This is a genomic window from Nocardiopsis salina YIM 90010 (assembly GCF_000341025.1).
GTDB lineage: Bacteria > Actinomycetota > Actinomycetes > Streptosporangiales > Streptosporangiaceae > Nocardiopsis > Nocardiopsis salina.
In genome coordinates, this window is sequence record NZ_ANBF01000168.1 from 1 (window position 1) to 11,851 (window position 11,851).

Sequence of the window (11,851 nt, forward strand, 5' to 3'; positions counted from 1 at the left end):
GCCGGGAAAGACCATGACCGGGCCCAGCCGGTGGCGCTCGGGGTCGACCGGGCCGCTGGGGCGCACGGAGTCCAGCTCGCGGGTGCCGCTGGCGCCCGGGGCGAGGATCACCGCACGGTGCTCCATCGTCGACCGGGTGGTGGCCAGCGAGTAACCGATGTCCTCGGCGCGCAGGCCGGAACGCTGGGAGACGTAGGAGTGCAGGACCGACGCCTGCGCACGCAGGGCCGCCTCGGAACGGGCCGAGAGCACCCACGGAACCGGGTCCAGCGTGTTCTCGCCCAGCTCCGGCCCGGCCTTCTCGGGCGACTGCGGCGGGGGCGGCGCCAGAACCAGGTGGCAGTTGGTACCGCCCATGCCGAAGGAGGAGACCCCGGCCAGGGGGCGTTCTCCCGGCCAGGCCTCGCGCTCGACCTGCGGCTGCAGGCGCAGCGCGTCCAGGTCGATGTCGGGGTTGGGGGTGGCGAAGTTGCGGGTGGGCGGCAGCTGGCCGTGCGAGAGGCTCAGCACGACCTTGAGCAGGCCCACGACACCGGCGGCGCCCTCCAGGTGGCCGATGTTGGTCTTGACCGACCCGACACGCAGCACATCCCCGCACGGGGGCGAGAAGACCTCACCGAGCGCGGAGGCCTCGACCGGGTCGCCGGCGGGGGTTCCGGTCCCGTGCAGCTCGACGTAGCCGACCTGCCCGGGGTCGACGGCCGCGCGCCGGTGAGCGGCCCGTACGACCTCGATCTGCCCCTCCGCGTCGGGGCGGGCGAGGTAGGAGGTCTGACCGGAGTTGTTGACCGCTCCCCCGCGCAGGACGGCGTGCACGCGGTCTCCGTCGGCCAGGGCGCGGTCGAGGGACTTGAGAACGACCACGGCACCGCCCTCGCCGCGCACGTACCCGTTGGCGCGCGCGTCGAAGGTGTAGCAGCGGGCGTCGGGGGAGAGCCCGCCGAAGAGCTCGATGTTCTCGGTGCCCTCGGGCGTGAGGATGAGGTTCACGCCCCCGGCGAGGGCCTGGGCGCACTCGCCCCGGCGCAGGCTCTCCATCGCCATGTGCACGCTCACCAGCGAGGACGACTGCCCGCTGTCGACGGTGAGACTGGGCCCGCCCAGGCCGAGCGCGTAGGAGACCCGGTTGGCGATCATGCCGCGCTGGGTCCCGGTGTGGGTGTGGTGCGTGGCCGCCCCGGTGAGCAGGCGCTCGTACTCGGAGGAGACGGCGCCGGTGAACACGCCGGTGTCGGTGCCGCGCAGGGCCTCGGGTGCGGTGCGCGCGTTCTCGACCGCCTCCCAGCTCAACTCCAGCATGAGCCGCTGCTGGGGGTCCATGGCCAGGGCCTCTCGCGGGGAGATCCCGAAGAAGGCCGCGTCGAAGTCCTCGACCCGGTCGAGGTATCCGCCCCAGCGCAGGCCACGCTCGGGCGAGGGTTCACCGAGCCGTTCCGGGGGCGGGACGATCGACTCGCGCCCCTCGCACAGCAGGCGCCAGAAGGCCTCGGGGGTGGAGACACCGGGCAGCCGGCAGGAGATGCCGACCACGGCGACGGGGGCGTCGGGGGTTTCCTGGGGTCCGGGGGCGTGCTCGGGTCTGCTCACTGCCGCCCTCCGCTCACGCTCGTGCAGATGCACGTGTGGGCCTCAGTGCCGCTGTGCGTTGGCGCTGGGTGCGAGTACACGACAAACCCTCCGAAGCGTTGGGCGGTCGGCGGGGTGACCGATCTTCATTTCAGACGAAAACCCTACAAACGCAACACAGGACCCATGCGTCACCATGTGGCTCGAAGAGGCATCAATCGAAGGATCGTAGCTGTCCACTCACCCGCGTGACAACGGAAAGCAAGGTTTCGGTTTCCCTCCCATACGGTTACCGGTTAGGACGTAATCAGAGAACCATCCGAAACACGGCAAGCCCGGTGCCTCAGGGGCACCGGGCGCTGCACGACAGGCGTTACTGACCGCTGTTCGGGTATGGGGGCGAGCTGCCGAAGGCCCTTCAGTCCCCGTGCCGAGCCTTCACTTCCGCGATGTAGCGCTCCGCTTCGTCGGGGTCGAAGAGCCAGTTCTGGTAGTCGGTGGGATCGTCCCAACCCTGGATCCACCGGTCAGCGATCTCCCGGTACTGGGTCGCCGCCAGCATCACATTGGTCAGGAACTCAGGGGTCTCTCCCTCCCACATCGTGGAGACGAATTCAGCCCAATCCTGGTTGTGGCGACCGAATTCCCAGAAACGGTCGAATGCGTTGACCAGGAACGTCTCGTCGAACGGCCGGTCCCCGTGCTGGCGAATGCTGTGCAGGTAGGACTCTGCGCACCGGGTCGAGTTGTTCCACGACTGCGCAACGAACGGGTCCATGGTGACGACCACGTCAGCCATCCCCAGGACGAGCCCTCCTGAGGGGAGACGGCCCACGGGGTTGCGCACCTGCGGGGTCAGGTCCTCCACACGGGTGCTGGCCCCTTCGACCAGTACGGCGTCCTTGGCCCGCTCGAAGAACCGCGGAAGATGCTTGCGCATCAGGTCCTTCATCCGGCGGAGCTGCTCCTCGGGGCCGGGACGGTCGGGCCAGGCGTCCATCGGCCCGCCCTTCTTGTCCACCATGAGCAGGTTGTGTGCGGGACCTTCCTGGGTCAGCACGGGGAACATCAGAATGTTTCCCGCCCCGTGTGTGGCCGCCACCCAGCCGATATTCTCCGACTCTCCCGGGTCGGGCCACAGGTCGTAGACGTAGGCCTGGGCGAGCGCACGGGGGCGGGCGCCGCTGAATCGGCTGGTGTCGTGGTCGAAGAGCTGCCCGAGCTCACCGTGCCCGACCGCGACGATGATCAGGTCGAACATCCGAGAGAAGTAGTCGAGGTCGGTGACCGTGACACCGTGGATCACGACCTTGCCACCGCGATCTTCGAAGGACTCCAACCAGTCGGCCATCTTCACACGGCGGTCGACGGAGACGACGTAACCGTTCCCCCCGCTTGAGTTGCCCACCAGGCTCATCGGTTCGCCGCCCTGCGGGACCATGAAGAGCTTCTGCTCCCGCACCTGGGGTGAGAGAGCGCTCCAGAAATCGAGGTCGAGGGCACGCTCGTATTCCAAGGCCGTGGGATAGGTCCACTGGGAGATCGAGGGTTTGCCGGTCCGAATCTCCTGCGAGGACTGCCCCGTGATCACCGTGACGTCGTAGCCATGGCTCAGGAGCCCGTGGGCCAGGTGCAGCCCGGCGTGGCCCGCGCCGACGATAAGGATCTTGCGCATGTGTCGCTTACTTTCCTGGAAACCTACGGGGTCAGGGGGGAGCTCCGGGCCCCGCCCGTCAGGCGACGGGCTCGGTCGTGCGGTTGTGCTCCAGGGCGTACCGGAGCAGGGTCTTGAGCACCTCGCCGCCGGAGAGCCGGTGGCGGGCGTCGAAGTCGATGATCGGTACCTCCGGGCTGACCTCCAGCGCCTCCCTCACCTGCTCGGACGTGTAGTCGAGCTCGCCCTCGAACTTGTTGAGCGCCACGATGTAGGGGATGCGCTTGTTGGTCTCGAAGTAGTCGACCGCGTCGAAGGAGTCGGCGAGCCTGCGGCAGTCGACCACGACCACCGCGCCCACCGCCCCGCGGACCAGGTCGTCCCACATGAACCAGAACCGCGCCTGGCCGGGTGTGCCGAACATGTACATGACCAGCTCGTCGTCGATCGTGATGCGACCGAAGTCCATCGCGACGGTGGTGGTCGTCTTGTCCGGGGTGACCGAGGTGTCGTCGTGCGGCACGCTGGCCTCGGTCATGATCGCTTCGGTCGTGACGGGCGGGATCTCGGACACCGAGCGCACCAAGGTCGTCTTGCCGGCGCCGAAGCCTCCGGCGATGACGATCTTGCTCGACATCTTCTTCCGATTGGACCGCTTGTCACTGGAAAAGTCGTTCGAGACCACGAAGAGCCCTCTCCAGAACCTGGTTTTCGGACGGACTGCTGCCGGTGATGGTCGGGTGGATGTACACCAGGTCCTGTTCAGCCAGGTCACTGATCAGAACCTGCGTCACGCCCAGGGGGATGTTGAGCTCGGCCGACACCTCGGCGAGCGACCTCGTCTCCCGGCACAGTTTGTAGATGTTGATCGACTCCGGCATGAGGGTGCCAGGAGGCTCCTGCCCAGGCTCGGACGTCGAGACCAGGGTCTGCACCATCAGCGGATGCCGTGACCGGGTACGCCCACCCGTGAAGGTGAACGGACGTACACGGTTACTCCTTCGCCTGCGGAAGCTCATAGCCGCGGCAACCTCATTCCTGCCAAGCCTCGCGGGCCACGGTCGTCAGTTCTGGATGACTTCGCGCAACTGCGATCGCAGCTGCGGGGTGAGCACGTGGGCGACGTTCTCCACGAGCTTGGCCATCTGGAAGCCGACGATCTTCAACTCGGTCCCGGGGGCGGTCAGCACCGCCATGCAGGAGCCGTCACTGATCGCCATGATGAACAGGTGCCCGTGGTTGAAACGGACCAGGAGCTGCTCGCACTCGCCCCGCTGGAAGAGTCCGGCGCCGCCCACGGCCAGGCTGTGCAGACCGCTGGCGATGGCTGCGAGCTGTTCGGCGTGTTCCTCGGGGAAGTCGCTGGAGTGCGTCAGCACCAGCCCGTCCGAGGAGACGACGACGGCGTGCTCCACACCGCGTACGTCCCGGACGAACCGGTCGATGATCCAGGAGAAGTTCTCAACGCTGTCATTTGCGGGTTCAGTCATCGCAGTGCTCTACCTGTCCTCGGCCGAGTGTCGTTCTCGATGGGGGTCGGGGGTGTGCTCGCACACCCGGGCTGCTTCGGCGGACGCGGTACTCATTCGCCGCCGTCGAGCTCCTCTCCGTCGCGGGCGGCACGCTCCCCGTCGAAGAAGTCGCCCAGCTCGTCGCGGATCTGTTCGGCCCGTGCATCGCCGGTGAGCTTGGGCGGGGTGTCGTCCCGGGCCGACGGCGGGTTGTCGGGCGTGTGCTCGGGGCGCGGCATCATCCGCAGCGGCGAACCGTGCGGGGTGGCGCTGCGCCGGGGCAGACCGGCGGAGGTGACCGCCGCGTTCCCGCCCTCGGCCTGGTCGGATCCGTTGGGCGGCTGGTGCGGGACCGGACCCGTGGGTTTCATGGAGACCACCGGTGCGACCGTCGAGGACGGAGTGGAGGAGGCCCGCTCGTCGGTCATGGTCCGCGGGGTGGCCACGCGCAGCAGGTCCTTCGGGATGATGGCGTAGGCGCTGACACCGCGGTAGGAGCGCGACTCCAAACGGGTCTCCAACCCGTGCTTGTGCGCGATCCGGCTGGCCACGTACAGGCCCATGTGGCGCAGGACCTCGTCGTCCAGGACGGGCTCGCCGCTCAGCCGTTCGTTGAGGTCGGCGAGCTGGCGGTCGGGAATGCCCACACCCTCGTCCTCGACGACGATCATGAGCCGGCCGTCGTCCATCTCCTGGGCGCTGATCGTTACCGGCGAGTGCTCCGGGGAGTTGGCCGTGGCGTTGTCCAGCAACTCCGCGAGGAGGTGGGAGACGTCGTCGGCGGCCAGACCGGTGACCGAGGTCTGCGGCAGGGTGCCGATCCGGACCCTGGGATAGTCCTTGATCTCGGAGCTCGCGGCACGGGCGACGTCGAGCAGGGGGACGATCTCGTCGTGGGCGTCGGAGGCGCCGCCGTCGTGGCCGGTGAGCACCAGGAAGTTCTCCCCGTTGCGTCGCATACGGGTCGCGTAGTTGTCGATCTGGAAGAGCTGGTCGAGCAGGTCGGGGTCCTGGGCGTCGGTCTCCAGGGCCTCGACCATCTCCAGGAGGGCGTCCACCAGGGACAGGTCCCGCATCGCCAGGCCGGCCAGGGCCTCGTTGAGCAGGTCGGGGTCCGCCCCGATGCGCGAGACCGGCGTCTCGCTGGCGCGTTCGGGGGCGGCCTGATCCTCGGAGGCCGGGCCGGCCCGCTGCTCGGTGGCCTCGGGCCCCCCGGACGCGGGCTCGTCCTGCGCCCGCTCCTCGCCGGACCTCTCGGCGGGGCCCTGATCCTCGCGGCCCTCACCGGGTTCGGCGGTGGTGAGCGCGCGCTCGTCGGAGCGGCTCTCCTCGCGCCGGTCGGCGTCGGTGCGTTCGGGCACGAGCGTGGAGGCCACGGCATCGGCGGTGATGACCTGCGGCTGCTGACCGGGCGTGAAGACGATGACGTGCTGCACCGGCTGGCCGAACTGGCTCGGATACATGACCGGCTGGCCCGGATAGAAGTAGCCCGGCGGCTGGTAGGGAGCCGGATACGGGTGCTGGTAGGCCGTCATCGGGTGCGGCGGGTAGGGCTGCTGCGGCGGGGCCGGGTACTCGCCCTGCTGCGGGTGGCCGTACGCCTGCTGCCCGTATCCCTGCTGTGCGTATCCATGCGGAGCCGGCGGAGGGCCCTGGTGGCCCGGGGGCGCGGGCGGGCGCGCGTAGTAGTAGGGATCGTAGTGCGGCGGCTGCGGGGCGGGCGGCTGCGGCGCGTACCCGTACTGGCCCGGGTGCTGGCCGGGATGCGGGGGCGGAGCGGCGGGCCGGTGGTGTTCCTCGCCCCACCCCTGCGGCGCGGGCGCCGGAGGCTGTTCCTGCGGGGCGGGCCGCGGCGGGTCCGCGGGCGGGCGGCCGGGTGCCGGGCCCGGGGGCTGGGCTGCCGGGGGTCCGGCGTGGGCGCCCTGCGCGGGTCCGCCCGTGTGCCCGGGGGCCGGTTGCCCGCGGTGGTCGTCGGTCTCGGCGTTCTCTGATGAGAAGGGAGTATCGGTCATGGTGTCCGTCGTCGTGACGTGGGGCTGCGGGCTGCGCGGCTCGGGTTCGTCGAGTCCGACCCCGCGCCAGGTTCCGACCTGGGCGGTGCCGTCGTCGACGTCGTCGACCTCGGCGCGCGGGGTCGTGTAGGGGTTGGGCACACTCGCCGGTGCGGCGGGCCGGTATCCGTCCTCCGCGGACCGGGTGTTGGGGCCCGTGGCGTCTCCGCCCCCGGTTCCGGACGGGTGGCCACCTGGATTCTGCGAGTGCGGATGCACGGGCTGATGCACGGGAAATCCTTGCTCGGTCTCCGGGGGTTCGTACGCTCTGACCATCCGCGAGATGGCCCGGCGCAGCCGTCCCTCCCGCCTGGTTGCGTGCCCGTCCTCCGTCGACGCCGTCCGGGACAGGAGGGGGTCGTCGCCGTCGTGCGGTGACTGCGCCTGTGCCACGATCTCGTCTCCTCGACTCGGGTGGGCGGGACGGCGGTGGTCCACTGCCGTTGCCCTCCGAGCGGAGGGAGCCGTGCCGGGGACCGCGACCGGGCCCCCGTCGTCTCGACCGGGTGCCCCGTTCGCCGGGGGAACGCCGCGACGGTTCTGTGCGGTGCGTGCACGGGAGGGGCGGGCGTCGGCCCGGCTCAGCGAGCCGGCCGGGAGACAAGTATCCATACCCCGCACAATTCCTGTACTTACGCCGAGAACCGTCGTTCGGTTCGCCAGACTAACAAAGCCGGACCGCCTTGACAGAAGAATCGGAGATCCCCGGGGAGCGAACCGGAGACCCCCGTTCCGACGTGCGAGAACGCCCTGTTCATGGGCTTCACGGTGCACAGGTTTTGGAGTGCTTTGTGGTGATATGTCTGATTTCTGCCCGAGGTTACTTCCTGGTTCTGACCCTCCGGACGAGCGAAAAAACACCCCCGGGAAGGAGGGATTCCGGACACCAGAAGGGCACGGGCACCCGCCGGAAACGCGAGAACCCGTGACCCGGAATACCGCCCTCAGCCCTCCACGGGACGCAGGTCCCCCTGGATGAGCTGCAGAATCACGTGGTTGTCCTGGTACTGCTCGTTCTCCCCGGCCGGGTGGTCGTGGTCGAAGGCCTCCACCCGGATCCCCTCGACCGCCGGGGACAGGTAGGTGTAACCCCAGATCGGGATACGCGGCAGGAGTTCGTTGAAGACGGTCATCATCGTCCGTAGCGCCTCGGTGCGCTCCTCCTCGGACCCACCGCGCTGGGCTGTGTCCACCAGTTCCCGGAGGTCGATCTCGCCGTGCGTGGGGCTGTCCACCTCCAGCTCGAAGGATTGCCCCGGAGCGTCGCTGCCGGGGTCGTTCTCGGTCAGGAAGTTCATCCGGAACGCACCCCAGTGGTCGGGCTGCTCGGGGTTGCCCCACTGGCGCACCGCCACCTCGAAGTCGCCCGCTCCCCAGATGCCCCACGGGTTGTCCTCGGGGACGTTGCGCGCGGTGGTCGGGATCCCGAAGTCGCTCCAGGCCTCCTCCACCTGGGTCGCGGTGAGCTCGAAGTCGTTCCACCCGGCCACACCGATGACCTCTAACCCGGCCTCGGACCCGTCGGGCAGGTGCCAGACACCGCCCCCCTTGGTCCAACCGGCCTCTTCCAGCAGCTCCTCCGCCTTGCCGAGGTCCTGGTCGTAGGTCTCCAGCTCGCCCAGTTCCTCCGTGGACATGAGCTCCTCGGCCTGCCGGTCGACCAGCCCCGTGTAGTACTCGATGCGGTGGTACCCCTCGCCTCGTGCGACCCGGCCGATCTGCTCGCCGTCCAGGATGTGGGCCAGGGCCTTGCGCACCCGCACGTCCTCCAGCTCGGGTTTGGCGGCGAAGTTGAACATCAGGCCCACGCCGTCGTACCCGGCGTGCTCGATCCAGGTGAAGCCCTCCACCTCCTCGAAGGCCTGCTGATCGGCGGCCGAGGGCGCCAGGGTCGAGTAGTCCACCTCGCCCTGCTGCACCAGCAGCGCCGCCTGCCGGTTGTCGCCCTTGTGCACTACGACCTCGTCGAAGTGGACCTCGGTGCCCTGGTATCCGTCCTCGTTGCGCACCAGGGTGATGCGCGCGTCCGACATCTGGGCCTCGTCGAACTTGTACGGACCGCTGCAGACGATCTCGTCGGGGGCGAACTCGACGTACTCCGCGTTCCAGTCGGTGTGCTCGTCGTCGCCCTGGCGCACCCCGTCCTGCACCAGCTCCAGGGCGCGCTCCCCCAGGTCCGCGTAGGTGACCTTGGAGACGATGCGGTGCTTGAGGATGCTGCGCTCGAGGCCGTCGAAGCGCCCGTCCGTGCCCAGGCGCACGGTGAGGTCGTCGAGCTTCTCGACCTCCTCCACCTGCGGAAACCCGAAACCCCACGGCGGGGCCTCCAGGATGCGCATCGCGTAGCTGTACATCGCGTCGTCGGCGTTCAGGCTCTCGCCGTCGCTCCAGCGCAGGCCGGGCCGGAGCGTGACGAGCAGGTCGTCTCCGTCCCACTCGTGCCCCTCGAGCAGCAGGTGGTCCCACTCGTGGGTCTCCCAGTTGAACATCGCGCCGGTGCAGAGGAAGAGGTCCTTGTACACCGAGTTGAGCAGGAGCGCTCCGTCCTCGGCGTGCACGTTGCGGGTCTGGGAGTCGAGGTCGAAGTCGAAGACCCCGGTGAACTGTGCGGGCCCGTCACCGGCCGAGTCACCGCCGGAGCAGGAGGTGAGGAGCCCGGCACCGGCCGCGCCCGCGGTGCCGAACCCGACCGCGCGAAGGAGCCGGCGCCGGCTCAGGGCAGGCAGGAGCACGTTCTTCTGGGGGATGGAGGTCATTCGTGGCGCTTCCTTTCGAGGAGGAGGGCGAGAAGGCCGAGGGCGACCACGAGCGCACCGGTCCCGACGGTGACGACGCTGATCACGGACTCGGCCGAGCCCGGGGGGTCGAGGAACACCGTGAGCCCGCCGCCGATCACCAGCAGGGCACCGACGGCCAGGCCGAAACGGCCGATGAGGAGGAACACTCCGCTCACCCGGGCCCGTCGGCGACGTGGCAGGCCAGGAGGCGGCGTCCCCCGGTCTCCACCAGCGGGGGACGCTCGGTGTCGCACCGGCCCTGCTCGTACAGGGGACAGCGGGGGTGGAAGTCGCAGCCGGAGGGCAGGTCGGTCAGGTCGGGGATATCGGCGCTGCGCAGCCGGACGCGTTCCTTGGTGCGGGCCAGGTCCGGGTCGGGTTCGCACACCGCCGAGACCAGGGCGCGGGTGTAGGGGTGGCGGGGGTCGTTGATCACGTCGGGGGTGGGCCCCTGTTCGACGACCTTGCCCAGGTACATGACCGCGATCTCACCGTCCCAGGCGAAGTACTTGGCCACGGCGAGGTCGTGGGTGATGAAGCAGAACCCCACGCCGAGGTCGTCGCGGAGCGCACCCAGGGTGTTGAGCAGGCTGACGCGGATCGACACGTCGAGCATCGAGGTGGACTCGTCGGCGATGATCACCTCGGGGTCCATGGCCAGGGCACGGGCGACGGCCACACGTTGGCGCTGGCCTCCGGAGAGCTGGTGGGGGTACTTGTCGAGGTGGTCCTCGGCGGGGGTCAGGTCGACGCGTTCCAGCAGCTCGATCGCGGCGCGGCGGACCTGCTCGCGGCCCTTGGCGAGGCCGTGCCGGCGCAGCCCGGCGGTGAGCGTCGAGTACACGGTACGCACCGGGTTCAGGGACGCGTAGGGGTCCTGGTGGATGTACTGGACCGCCCGCCGGAACCCGGCCCGCTCCTGCTTCCCGAACCCCCGTAGGCCGGCGCCCCTGTAGAGCACCTCTCCCCCGGTGGGTTCGGCCAGCCCGGCTGCCATGCGCGCGGTCGTGGTCTTGCCGCAGCCGGACTCGCCCACCAGGCACAGGACCTGCCCGGGGCGTACGTCCAGGTCGACCCCGGCCACAGCGGGCACGTCGCCGCGCGGGGTGGAGAAGACCTGGCGGGCGCCGCGCAGGCTGAGCACCGGCGGGCCGGCGCGGTCGGCGGGGCCGCGACGCTCCGGGGCGGGGGACGTCGCGGGGCGGGAGCGGCGCGGGGGCTGTTCGATCACGGGTGGCCTCCTCGTGTGGAAAGCTCGGCGCCGTCGGCGTGCAGACAGGCGGCCGCGTGGCTGAGCCCCTCGTCCCGCGGGTGCAGGACCCGCAGTTCCGGACGGGTGGCGGTGCACTCCTCGGTCACGCGGGGGCAGCGGGGGGCGAAGGGGCAGCCCGGGGGCAGTTCGTCGATCCCGGGCGGCCCGCCGGGCAGGGGTTCGGGCACGTGCAGGTCGCCCACGACCGGGGGCACGGAACCGATGAGCGCAGAGGTGTAGGGGTGGCGGGCGCGGTGGAAGAGATCACGGGTCGTGCCGGTCTCGATGAGGCGGCCCGCGTACATCGTTCCGACCCGGTCGGCGAGCTCGGCGGCCAGACCGAGGTCGTGGGTGATGAAGACCATCGAGAAGCTCAGGCGTTCGCGCAGTTCGGTGAGTTGCTCGACGACGGAGCGCTGGGTGAGCACGTCCAGGGCGGTCGTGGGTTCGTCGAGGATCAACAGCTGGGGGCGCAGTGCGAGGGCCAGGGCGATGAGGGCCCGCTGGCGCATTCCGCCGGAGAGTTCGTGCGGGTGGCTGGGCAGCACACGTGCTGGGTCCAGGCGCACCATCTCCAGGAGCTCGGCCGACTCCTCGAGGAGCTCCGCTCGCGGGCGGCGGGTGTGTTCGTGTGCGCGGAAGGTGTCGAGGAAGTGCTCCTCCACTCGCAGGACCGGGTTGAAGGCGTTCATGGCGCCCTGGAAGACCATCGCCGCCTCGTTCCAGCGGAACCGGCGCAGGTCCTCCTCGGCCAGGGTGCGCACGTCGACCTCGTCCCCGCGCTTGCGCCGGAACAGGACCTGGCCGGCCGAGACCGTTCCCGTGCGGGGAAGCAGGCGCAGGAGTCCGAGGCCCAGGGTGGTCTTACCGCAACCGGACTCGCCCACCAGCGCCATGGACTGGCCCGGGTAGAGGTCGAAGCTGACGTCGTGGACCGCGGTGAGACGGGTGCGGCGCCCGGTGCGGTATCCGACGTCGACGCCGCGCACGGACAACAGGGGCCCGTCGGCAGCCCGGCCGGGGGGTTTTGGGGTCACGGG

10 protein-coding genes are annotated in these 11,851 nt (G+C 69.9%); all 10 read right to left on the reverse strand.

Annotated elements, in window-relative coordinates; translation table 11 throughout:
• Positions 1–1,587: type I polyketide synthase (locus D474_RS29255; protein ID WP_040703924.1), on the reverse strand; the 1,587-nt coding region annotated here is incomplete at its 3' end.
• 397 nt (positions 1,588–1,984) lie between these two features.
• Complete coding sequence (locus D474_RS0118445) at positions 1,985–3,241, reverse strand: styrene monooxygenase/indole monooxygenase family protein (protein WP_017615001.1); 1,257 nt, start codon at positions 3,239–3,241, stop codon at positions 1,985–1,987.
• 58 nt (positions 3,242–3,299) lie between these two features.
• Positions 3,300–3,857, reverse strand: a complete 558-nt coding sequence (locus D474_RS0118450; RefSeq protein ID WP_017615002.1) for a GTP-binding protein — start codon at positions 3,855–3,857, stop codon at positions 3,300–3,302.
• 22 nt (positions 3,858–3,879) lie between these two features.
• Positions 3,880–4,239, reverse strand: a complete 360-nt coding sequence (locus D474_RS0118455; protein ID WP_083931873.1) for a DUF742 domain-containing protein — start codon at positions 4,237–4,239, stop codon at positions 3,880–3,882.
• 45 nt (positions 4,240–4,284) lie between these two features.
• Positions 4,285–4,710: a roadblock/LC7 domain-containing protein gene (locus tag D474_RS0118460; protein ID WP_017576361.1), complete on the reverse strand. Its 426-nt coding sequence runs from the start codon at positions 4,708–4,710 to the stop codon at positions 4,285–4,287.
• Between the two features lie 92 nt (positions 4,711–4,802).
• Positions 4,803–7,013: a sensor histidine kinase gene (locus tag D474_RS0118465; RefSeq protein WP_026118609.1), complete on the reverse strand. Its 2,211-nt coding sequence runs from the start codon at positions 7,011–7,013 to the stop codon at positions 4,803–4,805.
• A gap of 713 nt (positions 7,014–7,726) precedes the next feature.
• A complete protein-coding gene (locus D474_RS0118470; protein WP_017615004.1) occupies positions 7,727–9,538 on the reverse strand; it encodes an ABC transporter substrate-binding protein in 1,812 nt (603 codons plus the stop codon).
• Positions 9,535–9,726, reverse strand: coding sequence for a hypothetical protein (locus tag D474_RS0118475; RefSeq protein ID WP_017615005.1), 192 nt, complete (start codon positions 9,724–9,726; stop codon positions 9,535–9,537). The genes D474_RS0118470 and D474_RS0118475 overlap by 4 nt, the downstream gene beginning before the upstream one ends.
• A 5-nt stretch (positions 9,727–9,731) precedes the next feature.
• Positions 9,732–10,703 (reverse strand): ABC transporter ATP-binding protein, encoded by a 972-nt coding sequence (locus D474_RS0118480; protein ID WP_239647113.1) that lies wholly within the window; start codon positions 10,701–10,703, stop codon positions 9,732–9,734.
• 83 nt (positions 10,704–10,786) lie between these two features.
• Positions 10,787–11,848 (reverse strand): ABC transporter ATP-binding protein, encoded by a 1,062-nt coding sequence (locus D474_RS0118485; protein ID WP_026118610.1) that lies wholly within the window; start codon positions 11,846–11,848, stop codon positions 10,787–10,789.
• Positions 11,849–11,851: the final 3 nt, after the last annotated feature.